The organism is Dyella japonica (genome assembly GCF_040545895.1).
GTDB classification, from domain to species: domain Bacteria; phylum Pseudomonadota; class Gammaproteobacteria; order Xanthomonadales; family Rhodanobacteraceae; genus Dyella; species Dyella japonica_D.
Genome location: NZ_JBEPMU010000006.1, coordinates 348739 through 370063 on the forward strand (window position 1 = coordinate 348739; position 21325 = coordinate 370063).

A 21325-nucleotide genomic window follows, 5' to 3' on the forward strand; every position below is an offset into this window, starting at 1 on the left:
CGACGCGCTTACCCGGCCGGGCGAGCTTGCGTCGCTGAGCCAATGGTTTTCTGCTCGCCCGGCCTTGGAAAAAGCATGCTCACTGCACTGTTGTTCCTGCTCTCGGCTGGTGCGATCTATCTCGCCTGCGAATATTTCGTCAACGGCGTGGAGTGGTTCGGCCAGAAGCTCAACCTGGGCGCCACCGCCACAGGCACCATTCTGGCGGCGTTCGGCACGGCATTGCCGGAGAGCGCCGTGACGTTCGTCGCCGTGATCCTCGGCAAGACACCGGAGCAAAAAGACATCGGCGTGGGCGCGGCTCTCGGAGGTCCGCTCGTGCTGGCAACGATTGCGTATGCGGTCGTGGGCGTGGCCTTGTGGATGAATCGTCGACGCCTGCAACGTGCGGACGCCATGGTGCGCGTGGAACACAGGCGATTGGCGCGCGACCAGTCGTGGTTCCTGGCGATCTTCGTGGTGAAGTGCGGGCTGGGCCTGATCGCGTTCGCGTTCAAGCCATGGCTGGGCGTGCTCTTCCTCGCCGCCTACGGCTTGTATGTATGGCGCGAGTTGAAGTCGTCCGACACCGCGCCCGAGGAAGAGGAAATCGAGCCGCTGAAGTTCCAACCGAAGGCGGCCGATCCGTCGGTATGGTGGGTGGTCGCGCAGACCACGCTGGCACTGGTCGTGATTGCGTTTGCCTCGCACACCTTCGTCAAGCAGATCGAGGCCATCGGCATCGCGTTGAACCTCTCGCCGCATCTGGTGGCCCTGGTGCTCAGCCCGGTCGCCACGGAGTTGCCGGAGACGATGAACGCGCTGATCTGGGTGCGCCAGGGCAAGGAGCGCCTCGCGCTGGCCAACATCTCGGGCGCGATGATGATCCAGGCGACCATTCCCAGCTCACTCGCGCTATTCGCCACGCCCTGGCTGTTCGACGCGCCGCTGATGGTGGCGGGCGTGCTCACGGGTATCGCGGTGATCTATCTGTGGTGGATGTTTCGCCGTGGGCGCGTGGACGCACGCTGGCTGGTGCCGGTGGGTGCGCTGTACAGTGTGTTTGCTGCCTACGTGGCGTGGCACTTCTACGGCAGCTGATCGCTGGTGTGGATGGCTTTGCGTTGGCGAAGGCGCCAGATCAACGGATAAAGCATGACGATGAGCAGCGGCATGGAAAGGCCATTCCACGCCGTGAGTCGAAGCGTATGGCGCAGTTGGTTGACGTTTTCGCCCATGTTCCAGGTGAGGGCAAACGTCAGCAATGCAGTCAGGATGGCGACGACAAACAAAGCAGCCACCAACCAGCTCACCGCCACGCCCTCGCGCATGCCGTGCACGAACCGCTGTCGTGCAGGCCATGCCGCCATGACCAACACCAGCAACCCCGCAACGCTGCTTCCGTATTGCAGGAGATTGGCGGCGGAAATCGCGGCGTGGTCAACCCGGAACAAAGGTTGCCCCAGCGCGGGCAGGTAGAGCCCAAGGCCGTAGTTGGCATGAGTGCACGCATCCCACGCCAAGTGGGTGAGCGCACCGACGATCAGCGCAAGCATCACGCGCCATGGCGCCGGCACGGGCGGTTCGTGGCCGTCGACCATGGAAACAGGCACCCACAAGGGCCGCCACAATCGCCAAAGCAACCAGCCTGCCGGCAAGCAAAACAACGGCAGGCTGATGAGGTGGTGGCTGGGTAGCGGCCAGTGCTCGCGCAGCACCGGCAGGAAGTAATGCATGTCCGGCATCATGCTGCCTATGGCCAGGGCGACGAAGACGTCCATGCTGCAATGGCGTCGCAATGGCAGCACGGCCGCTATGTGGCTTACGGTGAACGGCATGGCACATCGGTGAGATCAGCGATGAGTCACTCTATGCGCCGGACACGTTGAGGGCATGGCGGAAAGATAGCGACAAGCTGACAGCACACGAAAGCGTGGCGTTTCTCAGGATTCGCCCAGCTTCGCCAGCTCAGAGCGGGCTGCCTTGAGCCAGGCCTGTTCCTTGCGGCGGTAATAGCCGGGCATCAGTTTGGCCCGGCTGAGCAATGACTCCAGTACACCGCGTGCTTCCGCATGCTTCTGCTGTTTTCGCAGCAGCGCCGCGTAGCGGTAGCGGCCCTCTTCGCCGGGATAGCTGTCGGCGAGCACGCGGTATTCGTCGAGCGCGGCATCGTATTCGCCGAGCTCCTCCAGGCAGCGCGCGTATAGCAGGTGCCCGTCGCTGGAACGGTAGTTGGGGTTGGCCTTGATCAAGGCATCGAGCGTTACTCGCGCCGCGGCGTAGTCCTCGCTGCCCGCCTGTGCGCGCGCCAGGCCGAGCATGAAATCCGGCTCCGTGCTGTATAGGCCGGTCAGCAAGCCTTGGTAGAGCTCACGCGCATTCTCGTAGTCGCCCATGGCGAGGCATTCGGCGGCGAGGTGGCTGCGGTTCTGCACCGTGTCGGCCAGTTCCAGTTTGCGCTGCAATTCGCGGCGTCGACGCTGCGGATCGATGGTCTGCATGGCTTTGCGCGCTACCTGCCGACCGCGCGGATCGTGGCGCATGTCGGGAATCACGGCGACCAGCACGTACACGGCCACGGCCAGGTAGGAGCCGATCAGCAGCAGCCAGATCCAGTAGAGCGGGCGGCCTCTGCGCACGACGTGTACGGCGCAACCGACCTGCAACGCGATGGACAGCAAAAAAACGAACGGCATGTCACTCCTCCGTGATGTTGACGTGCGATGGGGTTGCCGCCTGGCCTGGCGGCGCCGACTCAGTCGGGATGCGAAGCGTTGCGGTCGCGGTCGGCGCCCAGCTTGCGATCCAGCGAGCCGAAAATCTTCTTGAACACCCGGGCGAACTTGCCGCGCTTGGTCTTGCGCAGCTTTTCTTCCTCGCTGGTGAGCCAGGCGACCTGGATCACGCGGCGCTCGCCTTCGAAGGGAAGGTGGCCGTGGAACGAGTTTTCGCAGCGCTTGAACACGGCGAATTCGCCGTACAGCGGCTTGAGTTCGGGCGCGACGATGTCGTCGATGTTGTCCACGCTGCCCAGGAAGCGCAGGCAGCCGTCGCTGGTGTCCGGCCACAGGTTGTTGAGGTAGAGCAGGGCCGTGGCCACCTTGGACTTGCTGTCGGTGTGGATGGTGCCGTGGCGCTTGTTGAGCGACCGGCACAGCGTGATGAGGGTGGGGTACTGGCCCAGGTTGTCGATGCCCAGGCGCTCGCCGATGGCGCGGGCGAACTCGGCCGAACTCAGGCGCGAGACCAGGGCGTTGATCGACGGGCCGCAGTCACTGGCGTCATAAGGGAAGAACCCGGCACTCGCGTAGCGCGGAAAATCGCGCTCCAGCTCGCCTCGTGCCTCGTCTGGCAGCTGACCGTGCGCGATCAGGAACGGAAACGGTTCCGCCCTGATGTCGGTGTCCGGTCGGTCGAGACGGGCGGGGTCGAGCAACGCGGCTGAGTTCATGGACGTCCGAGCATGGATGAGACCGCGCTAGTGTAACGCTCGGGCAGGGCGGCAAAGGGTCTTTCCCGGGGCTGCGTTCAGCTCTTTTGGGTGGACACCAAAGGGGCTTGCACCTATCATTGCGACCCGCCCTGCAACATTCCTCGACTAAGGTCCTCAAGCCTGCTTTGGTGCGGCTTGCGGACCTTGCTGCACCTAAAAGGCGGTCCTCCCATGCCTATTCCTGCTCTGCTTGCCCTCGAAGACGGCAGCGTGTTCCACGGCTACGCCGTTGGCGCGACTGGCGAAACCGTCGGCGAGGTGGTTTTCAACACCGCCATGACCGGCTACCAGGAGATCCTCACCGATCCCTCGTACGCCAAACAGATCGTCACCCTTACGTATCCCCACATAGGTAATACCGGCGTCAACGTCGAGGACGAAGAGTCCGCGTCGGTGCACGCCGCGGGCCTGATCGTGCGTGATGTGCCGCGTCGAGCCAGCAACTGGCGCAGCACCGAGAGCCTTCCCGATTACCTCAAGCGTCACGGCATCGTGGCCCTGGCCGGCATCGATACGCGTCGCCTGACGCGCATCCTGCGCGACAAGGGCGCATTGAACGGCTGCATCGTTGCCGGCGAACAGATCGACGTCGAAGCGGCACTGGCGAAGGCGCGCGCCTTCCCGGGCCTCAACGGCATGGACCTGGCCAAGGAAGTAAGCGTCGGCGAGTCGTACACGTGGAACGAGGGCGTCTACGACCTCGACCGCACCGCGTTCAACCAGCCGGCCCGACGCTTCAAGGTCGTGGCCTACGACTACGGCGTGAAGTACAACATCCTGCGCCTGCTGGCCGAGCAGGGTTGCGACATCACGGTCGTTCCCGCGCAGACGCCGGCTGCCGACGTGCTCGCCATGAAGCCCGACGGCGTGTTCCTCTCCAACGGCCCTGGTGATCCGGCGGCCTGCGACTACGCGGTGGAAGCGACCAAGCAGTTCCTCGACGCGAAGATCCCGCTGTTCGGCATCTGCCTGGGCCACCAGATCATGGGTCTGGCGCTGGGCGCCAAGACGCTGAAGATGAAGTTCGGCCACCACGGCGCGAACCATCCAGTGAAGGATCTGGACGACGGCCGCGTGCTGATCACCTCGCAGAACCACGGCTTCGCGGTCGACCCGGCCACGCTGCCGGCGAACGTGCGCGTCACGCACACCTCGCTGTTCGATGGTTCGCTGCAGGGCTTCGCGCTCACCGATCGCCCGGCGTTCTGCTTCCAGGGTCACCCGGAAGCGAGTCCCGGTCCGCACGAGATGAGCTACCTGTTTGATCGTTTTGCCGCCCTGATGAAGGAGGCCCGCACGCATGGCTAAGCGCACCGATATCAAGAGCATCCTCATCATCGGCGCCGGCCCGATCGTCATCGGTCAGGCTTGCGAGTTCGACTACTCCGGCGCGCAGGCCTGCAAGGCCCTGAAGGAAGAGGGTTACCGCGTCATCCTGGTGAACTCCAACCCCGCCACGATCATGACCGACCCGGAGACGGCCGACGCCGTCTACATCGAGCCGATCAACTGGCAGACGGTGGAGCGCATCATCGCCAAGGAGCGCCCCGACGCGGTGCTGCCGACGATGGGCGGCCAGACCGGCCTCAACTGCGCCCTCGACCTTGCCGACAACGGCGTGCTCGAGAAGTACAACGTCGAACTGATCGGCGCGTCGCGCGAAGCCATCCGCATGGCCGAAGACCGCGAGCTGTTCCGCGTCGCCATGGCCGAGATCGGCCTGGAATGCCCGAAGGCCGAAGTGGTTCGCACCTTCGAGCAGGCGCTGGTGACGCAGGCGAAGGTGGGTTTCCCCACCATCATCCGCCCCAGCTTCACGCTGGGCGGTTCCGGCGGCGGCATCGCGTACAACCGCGAAGAGTTCGAGGAAATCGTCAAGCGTGGTCTCGACCTGTCGCCGGTGGGCGAAGTGCTGGTCGAGGAATCCGTGCTCGGCTGGAAGGAATTCGAGATGGAAGTGGTCCGCGACAAGGCGGACAACTGCATCATCGTGTGCTCGATCGAAAACCTCGATCCGATGGGCGTGCACACCGGCGACTCGATCACCGTCGCGCCGGCGCAGACGCTCACCGACAAGGAATACCAGCGCCTGCGCGATGCTTCCATCGCGGTGCTGCGCAAGATCGGCGTGGATACCGGCGGCTCCAACGTGCAGTTCGGCATCAATGCCGAGAACGGCCGCGTGGTGGTCATCGAGATGAATCCGCGCGTGTCGCGTTCCTCGGCGCTGGCATCCAAGGCCACCGGTTTCCCGATCGCCAAGATCGCGGCGAAGCTGGCCGTCGGCTACACGCTGGACGAACTGAAGAACGACATCACCGGCGGCCTCACGCCAGCGTCGTTCGAGCCGACCATCGACTACGTCGTCACCAAGATTCCGCGCTTCGCCTTCGAGAAGTTCCCGTCGGCCGATGCACGCCTCACCACGCAGATGAAGTCCGTCGGCGAAGTGATGGCGATGGGCCGCACCTTCCACGAATCGCTGCAAAAGGCGCTGCGTGGCCTGGAAATCGGCAAGAACGGTCTCAACCCGACCGGTCTGGATCTCACTTCCGAGGAAGGCATCAACGCGCTCAAGCGCGAGCTGCGTGAGCCGCGTCCGGATCGCGTGTTCCATCTCGCCGATGCATTCCGCGCAGGCCTGTCGCTGGAAGACGTGTATGGCCTCAGCCGCGTCGATCCCTGGTTCCTCGCCGCGTTTGAAGACATCGTGCTCACCGAGAAGGACGTGCAGGCGCAGGGCGTCACCGCGCTCGACGCCGCGCGCATGCGTGAACTCAAGCGCATGGGCTTCTCCGATGCGCGCCTGGCCGAACTGCTCGACACCAACGAAGCGGCCATGCGTCACCTGCGCCGCACGCTGGGCGTGCGCCCGGTGTACAAGCGCGTGGACTCCTGCGCCGCCGAGTTCGCCACCACCACGGCCTACATGTACTCGACCTACGAGGAAGAGTGCGAAGCCAACCCGACCAACCGCGACAAGATCATCGTGCTGGGCGGCGGTCCGAACCGCATCGGCCAGGGCATCGAGTTCGACTACTGCTGCGTGCACGCGGCACTCGCACTGCGCGAGGATGGTTTCGAGACCATCATGGTCAACTGCAACCCCGAAACCGTTTCCACCGACTACGACACCTCCGACCGCCTGTACTTCGAGCCGCTCACGCTTGAAGACGTGCTGGAAATCGTGGACCTGGAAAAGCCCAAGGGCGTGATCGTGCAGTACGGCGGCCAGACGCCGCTCAAGCTCGCGCGCGCACTCGAAGCGGCGGGCGCACCGGTGATCGGCACCTCGCCGGACAGCATCGACCTGGCGGAAGACCGCGAGCGCTTCCAGCAGATGATCGAGAAGATCGGCCTGAAGCAGCCGCCGAACCGCACCGCGCGCACGCCGGAAGAAGCTTTGGCGTCGGCTCGCGAGATCGGCTACCCGCTGGTGGTCCGCCCGAGCTACGTGCTGGGCGGCCGCGCGATGGAAATCGTCTATAGCGATGCGGATCTCTCGCGCTACATCCGCGATGCGGTGCAGGTCTCCAACGATTCGCCGGTGTTGCTGGATCGCTTCCTCGATCACGCCGTTGAAGTGGACGTGGACATCATCGCGGACGCCGAAGGCAATGTGCTCGTCGGCGGCATCATGGAGCATATCGAGGAAGCGGGCGTGCACTCGGGCGACTCGTCCTGCTCGCTGCCGCCGTACTCGTTGACGCCGGAAGTGCAGGACGAAATGCGTCGCCAGGTGACGGCGATGGCGAAGGAACTGAAGGTCATCGGCCTGATGAACACGCAGTTCGCCATCCAGGGCGATACGGTGTTCATCCTCGAAGTGAACCCGCGCGCTTCGCGCACGGTGCCGTTCGTGTCCAAGGCCACGGGTGTGCCGCTCGCCAAGATCGCCGCGCGTGCGATGGCTGGCCGGTCGTTGATCGAGCAGGGCACCACGCGCGAAGTCATTCCGAGCTACTACTCGGTGAAGGAAGCGATCTTCCCGTTCCTGAAGTTCCAGAACGTGGACCCGATCCTCGGCCCCGAAATGCGCTCCACCGGCGAAGTGATGGGCGTGGGCCGCAGCTTCGGCGCCGCCTTCGCACGCGGTCACGATGCAGCCGGCATCAAGACGCCGCCGAAGGGCAAGGTGTTCGTGTCGGTGCGCGATGCCGACAAGGATCGCCTGCTGCCGGTTGCCCGCGAAGTGCTGGAGCGCGGCTTCAGCCTGGTGGCCACCGAAGGCACGGCCAAGTATCTGGCCGAGCACGGCGTGGCCTGCGAGCGCATCAACAAGGTGATCGAAGGCCGTCCGCACATCGTCGACCTGATCAAGAACGGCGAGATCGTCTATATCGTCAACACGACCGAGGGCAAGGCGGCCATCGCCGACTCGTTCTCGATCCGACGCGAGGCCCTGCAGCAGCGCGTCACGTACTCGACCACGGTGGCAGGTGCCCGCGCATTGGTGCATTCGCTGGATTATCACGGCGACGGCTCGGTGCACAGCCTGCAGGAACTGCACAAGGAACTGAAAGCATGAGTCGTGCGCCCATTACCAAGGCAGGCTCGGAGCGTCTTCGCAACGAGCTGGAAAAGCTGAAAGGCACTGATCGGCCGCAGATCATCGCGGCCATCGCCGAAGCACGTGCGCATGGCGACCTGAAAGAGAACGCGGAGTACCACGCTGCACGCGAGCAGCAGAGCTTCATCGAAGGGCGTATCGCCGCGCTGGAAGCCTTGCTGTCCACGGCGGAAGTGATCGACGTCAGTCGCCTGGCGGCGGGTTCGCGCGTGGTGTTCGGCGCAACGGTGGATCTGGAAGACGAAGAAAGCGGCGAAGCCGTGACGTACCAGATCGTTGGTGATCTGGAAGCGGACATCAAGCAGCGTCTGATCGCCGTGTCCTCGCCGATTGCCCGCGCCCTAATCGGCAAGAGCGAAGGCGACAGCTTCGAGTTCACCGCGCCCAATGGTGTGAAGAGCTATGCGATTGTGGGCGTGCGTTACGCCTGACCTGATGAAACATGCTGGAGCGCAGTCTCTGTTCTCCGGCAAAAAAAGGGCCGCACGAGCGGCCCTTTTTTTGGCTTGCAGAAGCGAACTCCTGTGTAGGAGCTCACCTTGACCTTGGCGCTTCGTCGTTCCATGGCGACGGATATGCCCGCCGAGAGCGAAGCCCTCCCGATGTTTCACGGGGCAATAAAAAAGGGCCGCTTTCGCGGCCCTTTTTCACGACACGTCGCAGCTAGGAATTAGCGCTGACGAGCCTTGAAACGCGGGTTGCTCTTGCAGATCACGAACACCTTGCCGCGACGACGCACAACCTTGCAGTCACGGTGCCGCGCCTTGGCGGACTTCAAAGAGGAAAGCACCTTCACGGCCAGCTCCTGAAACTATCGAAAGAAAAAATACAAGACGGCAATCATAAACAGTTTCTTGACGTCGCACAAGTCCTTGGATCGCCTGCCAATTGGCCGTTCACCACCTTGCCGTGCGACCAAAGGTTCAATCGGTTTCGGTCATCGCGCTGAGGAAGCGCCTCACGACCGGCGAGGGTTCGTCGAGTCGGCTGGCGAGGGCCAGAAGCATATAGGCGTCCGGGTCCTCCAGGCGCAGGTACTTCACGCCGGGCAGGCTGACCGAGCGCATGGATGCAGGCACCAGGGCGAGCCCCATGCCGGCGGCCACTAGTACCAGCAGGCCATTGATCTGCTGCGCATGCTGGCGAATCAACGGATGGAAGTTGGCCTTGGCGGCGATCTGGGCCAGGCGGTCGTAGAGGGTAGCGGCCAGTTCGCGTGGTTGGACCACGAAGGCCTCCATAGCCACCTCGCGCAGCCAGATGCTTTCGCGGTCGGCCAGGGGGTGGTTGGCGGGCAGGGCGAGCAGTAGGGGCTCGCGGTCGATCACGTCCAGGCGCAGCAGGCGGGCCATGCCGGGGTGTTCAGGTTCATCGCGCACGAAGCCGACGTCTACCTCGCCCGCCAGCAGCGCGGCGTACTGTTGCTCGGTGTACATCTCGCTGAGGATCAGCCGCACCTGCGGCGCAAAGCTGCGGTAGCGCAGCAGGGTCTGGGGCAGGGCGGGATGGAAGGTCACCGACACCGTGTAGGCGAGGCGCAGTTTGCCGCTGAACCCGGTGGCGGCATCGGCCATCTGTGCGCGGGCCTCTTCGGCCTTGTCCAGGATCTGGCGAGCCTGCTCCAGGAACAGCTTGCCCGGTTCGGTCAGCGACACATTGCGCTTGTTCCGCTCCAGGAGGCGCACACCTAGATCATTCTCAAGCGATTGTATCTGCTGAGAAAGCGGGGGCTGGGAGATATAAAGCCGCTGGGCTGCGCGTGTAAAGCTCAGCTCCTCTGCGACCGTTACAAAGTAACGAAGCTGACGGAAGTCAAACATGGGGAGGGCTTTAAGACGATTTGCGACTAAGTCAGCGCCTAAATATATATTTGTTTCTATAACCCGTCGATCATATTATTCCTTCCGTCCCGCCACCGTCCCCTCCCCCCAGGTGGCGGCGACCCTCGCCCCGCTACGACGCTATCCCCGCGATATCTGGTCTCCTCCCCCCTGACCCATATCGACGCGTCGCCTAGCGGGGCGCTTTCTTTTCAGCACAACGCCCGGCCTAAAGCCGGGCGTTGTCGTTTGTGATCAAGGCCTTGGAGGGAAGGGCGGGGTCAGAGCGTAGCGGCCAGGCGCGTGCCCTGGTCGATAGCGCGCTTGGCATCCAGTTCGGCGGCTACGTCGGCGCCGCCGATGACATGGGCCTTGATGCCGGCCGCGGTCAGGGCGTCGGCCAGGGCGCGATTCGGCTCCTGCCCGGCGCAGATGATCACGTTGTCCACCGGTAGCACCTGCGGCTGTCCATCGACGGTGATGTGCAGTCCTTCATCGTCGAGGCGTTCGTAGCTCACGCCGCCGAGCATGCTGACGCGCTTGGCCTTCAGCGTGGCGCGATGTACCCAGCCGGTGGTCTTGTTTAGGCGTGCGCCGGGGCGCCCCTCCGAACGCTGCAGCAGCCATACCTGGCGAGCGGGCGCTTCCGGCTTGGCAGGTGCGAGGCCGCCGCGCGTATCCAATTGCATGTCCACGCCCCATTCGCGTGTCCAGCGAGCCACGTCGAGCGTGGCCGATGGCGCATGTTCGACCAGAAACTCCGCCACGTCGAAGCCGATGCCGCCGGCGCCGATGATGGCCACGCGCTGTCCCACCGGCTTGTTGTGGGCGAGCACGTCCAGGTAGCTCAGCACCCGCGGATCGTCGCTGCCGGGAAAGTGCACGCGTCGCGGCACGATGCCGGTGGCGACCACGACTTCGTCGTGCCCGTCGGCGGCCAGCGTCGATGCGCTGGCGGCCTGGCCCAGTTTCACGGCGACGCCGGTGTCGTCGAGGCGATGGCGGAAATAGCGCAGCGTCTCGTGGAATTCTTCCTTGCCCGGAATCCGCTTGGCGTAGTTGAACTGGCCACCGATCTCGCTCGACTGATCGATCAAGGTCACCGCATGGCCGCGCTCGGCCAGCGTGCTGGCGCAGGCGAGGCCGGCTGGCCCGGCGCCAACCACGGCAATCTTCTTACGCGCCGTGGCAGGTTCGATGCGCAACTCGGTCTCGTGGCACGCGCGTGGATTGAGCAGGCAACTCGCGCGCTGGTTCTTGAACACGTGATCGAGGCAGGCCTGGTTGCAGGCGATGCAGGTATTGATGCGTTCGCTGCGTCCCGCCTTCGCCTTCACCGCCCAATCGGGATCGGCCAGCAGGGGGCGCGCCATCGACACCATGTCCGCTTCACCGGCGGCGAGAACCTGCTCGGCCACTTCCGGCATGTTGATGCGGTTGGTGGTGATCAAGGGAATCGACACTTCGCCCTTGAGCTTCTTCGTGACCCACGCAAAGCCCGCGCGCGGCACGCTGGTGACGATGGTGGGAACGCGAGCTTCATGCCAGCCGATGCCGGTATTGATGATGCTGGCGCCAGCCGCTTCGATGGCCTTGGCGAGCGTGACGATCTCGTTCCAGTCCTGCCCGTTTTCCACCAGATCGAGCATGGACAGGCGATAGATGATGATGAAATCGCGGCCCACGGCTTCGCGTGTGCGACGCACGATTTCTACGGGAAAACGCATGCGTTTCGTGGCATCGCCGCCCCACTCATCGCTGCGTTGGTTGGTTCGCGCGGTGAGAAACTGGTTAATCAAATAGCCTTCCGAACCCATCACCTCGATGCCGTCGTAGCCGGCGTCCTGGGCGAGCTTGGCGCAGCGCACGAAGTCGCCGATGGTGCGCTCGACACCGCGCGTAGAAAGCGCGCGCGGAGTGAACGGCGTGATGGGCGACTTGATCTTGGACGGTGCCACCGACAGCGGGTGATAACCGTAGCGGCCGGCGTGCAGGATCTGCATGCAGAGCTTGCCGCCCTCGGCATGCACCGCGTGCGTGAGTTTGCGATGTCGCGTCACGTGCCAGGGCATCGTCAGCCGGCCGCCGAACGGCTTCAACCATCCCTGGATGCTGGGCGCGATGCCGCCGGTGACCATCAGGCCGACACCGCCGCGCGCACGCTCGGCGAAATAAGCGGCGAGCTTGTCGTAGTCGCTGGACTTGTCCTCCAGCCCGGTGTGCATCGAGCCCATCAGGATGCGATTGGGCAGGGTGGTATGCCCAAGGTCGAGCGGGGAGAACAGGCGAGGGAAGTTCATGCGGACCGTCGACGAGGTTCAAACGATCGTATGAATGTGCCTGCTTGATGCGTTTGAAAGCAAGGGTCGGTGCAACGGCATCCTTGTCACCGGGCTCAGTTCGTCCTGCGGGCAACGGCCAACGTCGGTGGCCCAGCGGGACCATCGAACGCGCAGGAAGAGGCCAGCCCTCTACTTTTGCCGAGAGCTGCGTGGACGGCGTCGTGGATTGGCATCAGCCCCGAAAGCGGGGCGAATCTCAGCTCAGCAATTCCTGCACGAGCTCGATATAGCGCTGCATCGCTTCGTCTTCGGAAACGCCGCGCAGCTTGGCCCAGGCCTCGTACTTCGCGGTGCCGACGAAGTCGAAGAAGCCCGGCTGGTCGCCGCGCACGTCGCCCTCGGAGCCTTGCTTGTAGAGGGCGTAGAGCTTGAGCAGCGTGTCGTTATCCGGTCGCTGGCCAAGCCGCTGGATATCTTCGGCGGCTTGATCGAATTCGCGACGCAGATCGGTCATGGTGTGAAGTTGCATGGTCTGACGGACTGAAGGAAGGCGAGTGGATATCCCGCGTTCCGTGCGAGGACCAACGCGATAGCATATGCGTTTTCTTCCGTCGCCGTCAGGAGCGCCCATGACCTCGTCCTCGTCCGTCCCCGTTCTCACCATCGACGGACCCTCGGGGTCAGGCAAGGGCACCATCAGTCGCATGGTCGCTGAGAAACTCGGTTGGCGCCTGCTGGACTCCGGCGCGCTGTACCGTGCCGTGGGTTACGCGGCGGGCATGGAGGGGCTGGATCTCTCCGATGCCGAGGCGGTCACGCGCTGCGCCCAGACCACCAAGATCCGCTTCGTGGCCGCCACCGACGGCAGCGACACCCGGGTGATGGTGAACGGGCACGACGCCACCGACGAACTGCGCACCGAAACGGCCGGCGGCGCGGCCTCGGCCATTGCCTCGATTCCTTCGGTGCGTCAGGCACTTGTGGACATGCAGCTGGCTTTCCGCAAGGCCCCGGGTCTGGTGGCCGACGGGCGCGACATGGGCACCGTGATCTTCCCCGAGGCCCCCTTCAAGGTGTTCCTCACCGCCAGCGCCGCCGAACGGGCGAAAAGGCGCTATAAGCAGTTGAAGGAAAAGGGGCTGAGCGTTACACTTGCTACTCTTCAGCGCGAGATCGAAGCGCGCGACGAACGTGATGCCTCACGAACCGTCGCGCCGCTCAAGCCGGCCGCAGATGCGGTTTTTATCGACACCACCGGCATGGGCATCGACGTTGTCGTCGCGAAAGTATTGGCTGTCGTGCGGCCCTGATGGGCTGCAGATAGCCGTTGGTGCCTCTGCCGCGGTAGGGGTTTTGGTCAACGGTGCCCAGGGAGCTTTTTCCCGAAGACACCCATAGCCGGTGGGCCGATAGTCCGTGCGCTTTTCATCCGACGGCGCGTAAGGACTCAAGGCCTTTTCTCATTTCTGGAATCAACATGACTGAAAGTTTTGCCGAACTGTTTGAACAGAGCCAACAGGCTATCTCCAAGCTGAAGCCGGGCGCGATCGTCACGGGCATCGTTGTGGAAATCCGCAACGACGTCGTCGTGATCAACGCTGGCCTCAAGAGCGAAGGCATCGTCCCGATCGAGCAGTTCAAGGACGAGAGCGGAGAGCTGGAAGTGCAGGTCGGCGACGAGGTGAAGGTTGCCCTCGACGCCCTGGAAGACGGTTTCGGCGAGACCAAGCTCTCCCGTGAGAAGGCCAAGCGTTCCATGGTTTGGGACGATCTCGAGCAGGCCTTCGACAAGGAAGAGACCATCACCGGCAAGATCTCCGGCAAGGTCAAGGGTGGTTTCACCGTCGACATCAAGGACGTCCGCGCATTCCTGCCGGGCTCGCTGGTCGATGTGCGTCCGGTCCGCGATCCGGTCTACCTGGAAGGCAAGGACCTCGAGTTCAAGATCATCAAGCTCGACCGCAAGCGCAACAACGTTGTGGTCAGCCGCCGCGCCGTCGTCGAGACCGAGTTCTCCGAAGAGCGCGAGAAGCTGCTTGAGCGCCTCACCGAGGGTGCAGTGGTCAAGGGCACGGTCAAGAACCTCACCGATTACGGCGCGTTCGTGGACCTGGGCGGTATCGACGGCCTGCTGCACATCACCGACATGGCGTGGAAGCGCGTGCGTCATCCGTCCGAAGTCGTCAATGTCGGCGACGAGCTGGACGTCCGCGTGCTGAAGTACGACCGCGAGCGTAACCGCGTGTCGCTGGGCCTCAAGCAGCTGGGCGACGACCCGTGGGTCGCCATCGCTCGCCGCTACCCGGTCGGCAGCCGCCTGTTCGGCAAGGTCTCCAACGTCACCGATTACGGCTGCTTCGTCGAGATCGAGCCGGGCGTGGAAGGCCTGGTCCACGTGTCCGAAATGGACTGGACCAACAAGAACGTCAACCCGGCCAAGGTGGTGCAGGTCGGTGACGAGACCGAAGTGATGGTGCTGGACGTGGATGAAGAGCGTCGCCGCATCTCGCTGGGTATCAAGCAGACCCGCTCGAACCCGTGGGAAGCCTTCGCAGCGATGCACAAGAAGGGCGACAAGGTGTCCGGTCAGATCAAGTCGATCACCGACTTCGGCATCTTCATCGGCCTGGACGGCGGCATCGACGGTCTGGTTCACCTGTCCGACATCTCCTGGCAGGCTTCCGGCGAAGACCTCGTTCGCAACTTCAAGAAGGGCGACGAGATCGAAGCCGTGGTGCTGGCCGTTGATCCGGAGCGCGAGCGCATCTCCCTCGGCATCAAGCAGATGGAGCAGGATCCGTTCGGTCAGTTCATGGCCACCAATCCGCGCGGCACCATCGTCAACGGTACCGTGAAGGAAGTGGACGCTAAGGGCGCCGTGATCGACCTGGGCGAAGGCGTCGAGGGTTACCTCCGCGCCAACGACATCGCCAAGGAGCGCATCGACGATGCCACGCAGCACCTGAAGGTGGGCGACAAGGTCGAAGCCAAGTTCACCGGCATGGACCGTAAGGGCCGCCAGCTGCAGCTGTCGATCCGCGCCAAGGACGAAGAAGAGCTGAGCGATGCCATGGCTGAGTACTCGTCCGCTTCCGGCGGCACGACCAAGCTTGGCGCGCTGCTCAAAGAGCAGCTCAACAAGGCCGACTAAGCACCAAGCAAAGCAGGAATGCGGGGCGGCGACAGCCGCCCCGCGGTTACACGTCACGGACATTGGGGACCCATGACCAAATCCGAATTGATTGAGGCGCTGGCACGGCGTCAGACCCATCTCGCGTTCGCCGACGTGGAGTTGGCGGTCAAGAGCGTGATCGAACAGATGAGCCATGCCTTGTCCAATGGTGAGCGCATCGAGGTGCGAGGCTTCGGCAGCTTTGCGCTGCACTATCGTCCGCCGCGCATGGGACGCAATCCCAAGACCGGCGACGCAGTGGCCCTGCCGGGCAAGCATGTCCCGCATTTCAAGCCGGGCAAGGAATTGCGCGAGCGCGTCAACTTGAACCTGGAGTGATCCCGGCCACGGGCATCGCTTTGGAGTGTTTTGGAAGGCAGGCGGCGCAAGCCGATCCTGCCTTCTTTTTGCGTCATGGTTTTTGCGACCGGGTGGCGCAAGCGCAAGAAAGGGATCTGTCTTCCAGTTTATGAAGAACGGCCGAATGGCCGCCTGTGATGGCCCCCGGCAATCGGGTAAAGTCGCGCTATGCGACTGATCGTTACGCTGATTCTCCTGCTCTTCATCGCGGCCGGCATCGTGCTCGGCGCACTCAACGCCGACCTGGTCGCTTACGACCTGGGCTTCGTGCGTCTTTCCGTGCCCAAGGGAGCGGCGTTGTTGCTGGCGCTGGTGATCGGCTGGCTGCTCGGTGGCCTCACTGCGTGGCTGGGCGTCAGCGCCCGGCAGAGCCGCCTGCGTCGCAAGGCGGCAGGCCAGGCCGGCAAGGCCAAGACCTCTCCGGCTGGTGCATGAGCGCGCTTCTCTACGTACTCATCCTGCTGGTACCCGCAGCATTCGCCAGTGGCTGGTGGACCGCCCGCCGGGCCGGCGTGCGGCGTTCCGGCGCACAGGTGAGCGAGCTTTCCTCGGATTACTTCCGCGGCCTGAACTACCTGCTCAACGAAGAGCAGGACAAGGCCATCGAGGTGTTCCTCAAGCTGGCCGAATACAACCGCGATACGGTTGAAACGCACCTCGCGCTCGGCAACCTGTTTCGTCGCCGCGGCGAGGTGGATCGCGCGATCCGCCTGCACCAGCATCTGGTCTCGCGGCCCGGCCTGTCCGATGCCATGAAGACCGTCGCCTTGCTCGAGCTTGGCGAAGACTACATGCGCGCCGGCCTGCTCGATCGCGCGGAAACCCTTTTTTCCGACCTGGTGGCGATGGACGCGCATGCGCCGTCGGCATTGCGTCATCTCATTGCGATCTACCAGCACGAGCGCGACTGGCACAAGGCCATCGAGCATGCGCGCCGCCTGGAAGCCATGACCGGCGAAGACGAAGCCGGCATGATCGCGCAGTTCTATTGCGAGCTGGCCGAGCAGTCGCGGCAGCATGGCGCACGACAGGAAGCGCGCGAGTACCTGCGCCAGGCCTTCGCCTGCCAGGCCGATTGCGTCCGCGCCTTCATGTTGACTGGACGTCTATACGCGGAAGAGGGCCAGCACGCCGAAGCGGCCAAGGCGTATGAGCATGCCGTGGAAGCGGACATCGCGTTCGTGCCTGAAATCCTGCCGCCGTTGCTCAACAGCTATGCGCGCTCCCAGCAGATGGAGCATGCCGAGCATTTCCTGCGCGACATTCTCGAGCGTTATCACGGCATCTCGCCTGTGCTCGCCCTGACGCGCCTGTATCAACAGCGCGATGGCGAACGCGCGGCCATCGATTTCCTTACCTCCCAGCTTCGCCAGCGCCCTTCGGTGCGCGGACTGATGGCGTTGATCGACGCCACCATGGACAAGATGGAAGGCGAGGCGCGCGAGAATTTCCTGATCCTGCGCGATCTCACTAAGAAGCTCCTGGAAGGGCAGGCCATGTATCGCTGCAGCCGGTGCGGCTTCGGAGCCAAGGCGCATCACTGGCAATGCCCGAGTTGCAAGAACTGGAGCACGATACGTCCCATTCATGGCGTGGCCAACGAATGAGGCGCGGATGAATCCCACTACGCTGGCCATAGGGATGGTGCTGGCCGCGTTGGTGATAGCGATGGTGGTGGTGCGGAGCGCCATCGCCTATGCGCATCGCCGCGGCATGATGGACATGCCGGGGCAACGTCGCTCTCACAGCATCCCCACGCCTCGCGGCGGCGGCATCGGCATCGTCGTGGCCTCGCTGCTGACCATGCCGGTCGCGCTGGCCGTTCTTCCTGGTGCCTTGCCTCTCATCGTCGTGGCCGCGCTTGCAACGAGTTCGGTACTCGTCGCCGCCGTGGGCTGGTGGGACGACCACAGCTCGTTGCCCATCCTGCCGCGCTTCGGCATCCAGTTGCTGTCCGCCGGATTGCTTGCCGCAGCGCTGGCGATGACGGGCATGTCGTGGTGGTGGGTCCCCGTGCTGGTGCTTGCCGGGGGCTGGAGCATCAACCTGCACAACTTCATGGACGGCATCGATGGCCTGCTGGCGCAGCAGGTGATCTTCGTGGTGCTGGGGCTGGCCCTGCTTGCGCATGCCGCGGCTCAGCCGGCGCTGGCCACGGCCTGTACCTGCCTGGCCGCCGCGGCCCTGGGTTTCTGGTACTTCAACCGGCCCCGGGCCCGCATTTTCATGGGAGATGTGGGCAGCGGCACCATGGGTCTGCTGATTTTTGCCCTGACTGCAACGATCTGGCAGGTGGATGGGCACTTACTGTGGCCTGCTTTGATCCTCAGTTCATCTTTTGTAGCGGACGCTACCCTTACCCTGTTGGGACGTATGGTGAGTGGCCGTCGTTGGTACACTGCACATCGTGAACACCTGTACCAGTGGATGGTGCGCAGTGGGTTCACGCATGCCACGGGAGGGGCGTGCTATCTGGCGTGGAACATGTTGGTGGCAGCGCCGCTCGCGCTCCTCGCATGGGCCAGGCCAGGATGGTCGGTACCGGTTTTCATCGGCACCTACCTGATAGCGACCGCCGTTTGGATCTTCATGAAGCGTCGATGTTTGCGGCGCGTTTGGGACAAGGGTCGTCATGTCGCTACGTAAATGGGTCGGTGTCATTCATCCGCGAACGGCCGTGGTGCTCCACGACCTGCTGATGGCTGCGCTGGCGTGGTGGGTGGCCAAGGCCCTTCGCTACGCGATGATCGACAACGCGGCGATCGGCTTCCACGCACTCGAATTCCCGCTCGTCCTGCTGGTGCAGGGCGCCGTGCTGAGCTGGACCGGCCTGTACAAGGGCGTGTGGCGCTTCGCCAGCCTGCCGGATCTCTGGAACATTCTGCGCGCGGCGATCATCGGCGCGCTGGCCATCGCGGCCGTGCTCATCCTCTACAACCGCCTGGCTGACGTGCCGCGTTCGGTGCTGCTGCTGTATCCGGTGGTGCTCTCGGTGCTGCTGGGTACGCCGCGCCTGGCGTACCGGTTCTGGAAGGACAGCCGGGTCGACCTGTTCCAGGCCAAGCCCTCGCAGCGCGTGCTCATCGTCGGTGCGGATCGCGCAGGCGAAGCGCTGTCGCGCGACCTGCACCGCGACAACGGCTTCACCGTGGTCGGCTTCGTTGACGACAAGGAAAGCCTGCGCGGCGCCAGCATCAACGGTCGTCCGGTGCTCGGTCGCATCGACCAGCTTCCCGAACTGGCGCGCGAAGTGGCGGCGCAGATGCTGCTCATCGCCATGCCCGGCGCTTCCACCCAGGAAATGCGTCGGGTGGTGGAGCTGTGCGACCTGAGCGGCCTGCCGTATCGCACGGTCCCCAAGCTGGAAGACGTCGTTTCCGGCCGCGCGCACTTCAACGAAATCAAGGAAGTCGCCATCGAGGACCTGCTCGGCCGCGACGCCGTCGAACTCGATTGGACGGCCATTCGCGTGACGCTCACCGGTCGCCGCGTGCTGGTGACGGGCGGCGGCGGTTCCATCGGTTCGGAGCTTTGTCGCCAGGTGGCGCGCCTCGGTGCGCAGGCGCTGTGCGTGGTCGACAACTGCGAATTCAATCTCTACCGGATCTCGCAGGAACTGCGCGCCGAGTACCCGGAGCTGATCTTCGACGGCGTGTTGGCCGATTGCGGCGATGCCGCCGCGATGCGCAAGCTGTTCAGCGAGTACAAGCCGCAGGTGGTGTTCCACGCCGCGGCCTACAAGCACGTGCCGATGCTGCAGGGCCAGCTGCGCGCCGCGTTCCGCAACAATGTGCTGGCCACGCGCAACGTGGCTGATCTGGCGGACCGCCATCAGGTGGAAGCCTTCGTGCTCATTTCCACCGACAAGGCTGTCAACCCGACCAGCGTGATGGGTGCCTGCAAGCGTCTGGCGGAAATCTGGTGCCAGAACCTCAACGAGCATTCCAATACGCATTTCATCACCGTGCGTTTCGGCAACGTGCTCGATTCGGCCGGCTCCGTGGTGCCGTTGTTCCGCGAGCAGATCCGCAACGGCGGTCCGCTCACCATCACGCACCCGGAAATCTCGCGTTACTTCATGACCATTCCCGAGGCCTGCCAGCTCATCCTGCAGGCGGCCAGCATCGGCAAGGGCGGTGAGATCTTCGCGCTGGACATGGGCGAGCCGATCAAGATTCGCGACCTGGCCGAGCAGATGATCCGCTTGGCCGGCCGCAAGCCGGGCACGGAGATTCCCATCGTCTATACCGGTCTTCGCTCGGGCGAGAAGCTGTTCGAGGAATTGTTCCACCCGCTGGAGAACTACATCGAGACGACGCACGCGAAGATTTTCCTTGCGCAATACCGTCCGGTGAAATGGGATTTGCTCAACACGCAGATGGCCAAGGCAGCGGATGCTGTGGTGGCCTACGACGAGGACATGTTGCGTCAGTGCGTTTCGAACCTGCTGCCATCGTTCCGCTGGAGCGAAACGGTGCAGACGGACAACGTGGTGGCGCTGCGCCGCAATGAATCAGGAGAGAAGTGAGTGAGTAAGCCGTTGCGCAAGGTCGTGTTTCCTGTGGCCGGTCTCGGCACGCGTTTTCTTCCGGCAACCAAGGTGGTGGCCAAGGAAATGCTGCCGGTGCTGGATCGTCCCTTGATCCAGTACGCCGTCGATGAAGCGGTGGATGCTGGCGCAGACACGCTGATTTTCGTCACCAACCGCTATAAGCACGCCATCGCCGACTACTTCGACAAGGCCTACGAACTGGAAGCGAAGCTCCAGGAAAAGGGCAAGGACGAATTGCTTGCGCTGGTGCAGGGCACCTTGCCCAAGCATGTGCGCGCCATCTTCGTGACGCAGCCCGAAGCGCTGGGACTGGGCCATGCGGTGCTCTGCGCCAAGCCGGTGGTGGGCGATGAGCCGTTCGGTGTGGTGCTTCCTGACGACTTGATCTGGAACAAGGGCAAGGGCGCGCTGCGCCAGATGGCCGAACTCGCTGAGTCAGCCAATGCCGGCGTCATCGCGGTGGAAGAAGTGCCGCACAGCGACACCGACAAGTACGGCATCGTCGACGCCACGCGCGTGGACGAGCGCAGCGCCAAGATCCGCCACATGGTGGAAAAGCCCAAGCCGGCAGATGCGCCGTCGAATCTGGCCGTGGTCGGTCGCTACGTGTTGCCGGGCCGCATCTTCCAGTTGCTTGAGCAGACCACGCCCGGCGCGGGCGGCGAAATCCAGCTGACCGACGCCATCGATGCACTGCTCAAGGAGCAGGGCAACGTGTTGGCCTACCGTTTCGAAGGCACGCGTTTCGATTGCGGCAACAAGGCCGGCCTGGTGCGCGCCACCATGCACATGGCCCTGCAGGATCCCAAGCTTGCGCCGGTCGTGCGCGAGATCATCGCCACGCTGTGACCCTTGTCGAGGCACCGGCTCCTGCGGGTGCCTCGAGCGGTTTCAGAAGCGTGCTGTAGGGACATTCCCGAGGGCAACGGATGCCCATGCGTCGCTGACGCAACCATGCCAGAATCCTTGCCGCGCTTTGCCATCTTTGGCGAGCAAGCTGTGCGTGGGGTAAGCCGTTGTTAGCTTGAGTCCGCTTCGCAAGAGGCGGGCCTTCTGGCGCACCCGGCTCCCAGGATCGGCTTGGCCGTCGTTGTATT

Annotated in this window: 19 protein-coding genes; 12 read left to right on the forward strand and 7 right to left on the reverse strand. The window is 63.8% G+C overall.

All coding sequences use genetic code 11. The features are described 5' to 3' along the window. The first annotated feature begins 75 nt into the window (after window positions 1–75). Window positions 76–1080 (forward strand): sodium:calcium antiporter, encoded by a 1005-nt coding sequence (locus ABIC75_RS19950; RefSeq protein ID WP_354015645.1) that lies wholly within the window; start codon window positions 76–78, stop codon window positions 1078–1080. Here the strand turns inward: ABIC75_RS19950 and ABIC75_RS19955 are convergent. From ABIC75_RS19955 to ABIC75_RS19965, 3 genes are all read right to left on the reverse strand, one after another. Continuing rightward, complete coding sequence (locus ABIC75_RS19955; RefSeq protein ID WP_354015646.1) at window positions 1068–1817, reverse strand: DUF4184 family protein; 750 nt, start codon at window positions 1815–1817, stop codon at window positions 1068–1070. The two genes, ABIC75_RS19950 and ABIC75_RS19955, sit on opposite strands and share 13 nt — an antisense overlap. Window positions 1818–1922: 105 nt before the next feature. Further along, window positions 1923–2675, reverse strand: a complete 753-nt coding sequence (locus tag ABIC75_RS19960; protein ID WP_354015647.1) for a tetratricopeptide repeat protein — start codon at window positions 2673–2675, stop codon at window positions 1923–1925. 59 nt (window positions 2676–2734) lie between these two features. Then, entirely contained in the window at window positions 2735–3430 is a 696-nt protein-coding gene (locus ABIC75_RS19965) for a 2OG-Fe(II) oxygenase (protein ID WP_354015648.1), read from the reverse strand. A gap of 213 nt (window positions 3431–3643) precedes the next feature. Here ABIC75_RS19965 and carA point away from each other — a divergent pair, with 213 nt between their 5' ends. Genes carA through greA form a run of 3 tightly spaced genes read left to right on the forward strand, consistent with a single transcriptional unit; the run spans window position 3644 to window position 8473 of the window. Then, complete coding sequence (carA, locus tag ABIC75_RS19970; protein ID WP_354015649.1) at window positions 3644–4780, forward strand: glutamine-hydrolyzing carbamoyl-phosphate synthase small subunit; 1137 nt, start codon at window positions 3644–3646, stop codon at window positions 4778–4780. Beyond that, the gene (carB, locus tag ABIC75_RS19975) at window positions 4773–8000 is read left to right on the forward strand and encodes a carbamoyl-phosphate synthase large subunit (protein ID WP_354015650.1); all 3228 of its coding nucleotides are present in this window, start codon (window positions 4773–4775) and stop codon (window positions 7998–8000) included. Before carA ends, carB begins: the two co-directional genes overlap by 8 nt. Further along, entirely contained in the window at window positions 7997–8473 is a 477-nt protein-coding gene (greA, locus tag ABIC75_RS19980; RefSeq protein ID WP_354015651.1) for a transcription elongation factor GreA, read from the forward strand. Before carB ends, greA begins: the two co-directional genes overlap by 4 nt. A 239-nt stretch (window positions 8474–8712) precedes the next feature. Here greA and ykgO read toward each other — a convergent pair whose 3' ends face one another. From ykgO to ABIC75_RS20000, 4 genes are all read right to left on the reverse strand, one after another. Next, window positions 8713–8838 (reverse strand): type B 50S ribosomal protein L36, encoded by a 126-nt coding sequence (gene ykgO / locus ABIC75_RS19985; RefSeq protein ID WP_010342887.1) that lies wholly within the window; start codon window positions 8836–8838, stop codon window positions 8713–8715. Window positions 8839–8965: 127 nt separating this feature from the next. Beyond that, window positions 8966–9862: a LysR substrate-binding domain-containing protein gene (locus tag ABIC75_RS19990; protein WP_354015652.1), complete on the reverse strand. Its 897-nt coding sequence runs from the start codon at window positions 9860–9862 to the stop codon at window positions 8966–8968. Between the two features lie 281 nt (window positions 9863–10143). Beyond that, complete coding sequence (locus tag ABIC75_RS19995) at window positions 10144–12162, reverse strand: NADPH-dependent 2,4-dienoyl-CoA reductase (protein ID WP_354015653.1); 2019 nt, start codon at window positions 12160–12162, stop codon at window positions 10144–10146. A 238-nt stretch (window positions 12163–12400) separates the two neighbouring features. Next, entirely contained in the window at window positions 12401–12658 is a 258-nt protein-coding gene (locus ABIC75_RS20000) for an acyl-CoA-binding protein (protein WP_354015654.1), read from the reverse strand. Window positions 12659–12773: 115 nt separating this feature from the next. Here ABIC75_RS20000 and cmk point away from each other — a divergent pair, with 115 nt between their 5' ends. From cmk to galU, 8 genes are all read left to right on the forward strand, one after another. After that, window positions 12774–13454 carry a (d)CMP kinase gene (gene cmk, locus ABIC75_RS20005; RefSeq protein ID WP_204636273.1) on the forward strand — a complete coding sequence of 227 codons (681 nt, stop codon included), beginning with the start codon at window positions 12774–12776 and terminating at the stop codon, window positions 13452–13454. Window positions 13455–13621: 167 nt separating this feature from the next. Next, window positions 13622–15295 (forward strand): 30S ribosomal protein S1, encoded by a 1674-nt coding sequence (rpsA, locus tag ABIC75_RS20010; RefSeq protein ID WP_354015655.1) that lies wholly within the window; start codon window positions 13622–13624, stop codon window positions 15293–15295. Between the two features lie 18 nt (window positions 15296–15313). Further along, entirely contained in the window at window positions 15314–15655 is a 342-nt protein-coding gene (locus ABIC75_RS20015; protein ID WP_354015656.1) for an integration host factor subunit beta, read from the forward strand. Between the two features lie 189 nt (window positions 15656–15844). After that, window positions 15845–16111, forward strand: a complete 267-nt coding sequence (locus ABIC75_RS20020) for a DUF1049 domain-containing protein (RefSeq protein WP_354015657.1) — start codon at window positions 15845–15847, stop codon at window positions 16109–16111. Next, window positions 16108–17283: a lipopolysaccharide assembly protein LapB gene (gene lapB / locus ABIC75_RS20025; RefSeq protein WP_354015658.1), complete on the forward strand. Its 1176-nt coding sequence runs from the start codon at window positions 16108–16110 to the stop codon at window positions 17281–17283. Before ABIC75_RS20020 ends, lapB begins: the two co-directional genes overlap by 4 nt. Before the next feature lie 7 nt (window positions 17284–17290). Then, the gene (locus tag ABIC75_RS20030) at window positions 17291–18322 is read left to right on the forward strand and encodes an MraY family glycosyltransferase (RefSeq protein WP_354015659.1); all 1032 of its coding nucleotides are present in this window, start codon (window positions 17291–17293) and stop codon (window positions 18320–18322) included. Next, entirely contained in the window at window positions 18309–20204 is a 1896-nt protein-coding gene (locus tag ABIC75_RS20035) for a polysaccharide biosynthesis protein (RefSeq protein WP_354015660.1), read from the forward strand. Before ABIC75_RS20030 ends, ABIC75_RS20035 begins: the two co-directional genes overlap by 14 nt. Then, complete coding sequence (gene galU / locus ABIC75_RS20040) at window positions 20205–21077, forward strand: UTP--glucose-1-phosphate uridylyltransferase GalU (protein ID WP_354015661.1); 873 nt, start codon at window positions 20205–20207, stop codon at window positions 21075–21077. Window positions 21078–21325: the final 248 nt, after the last annotated feature.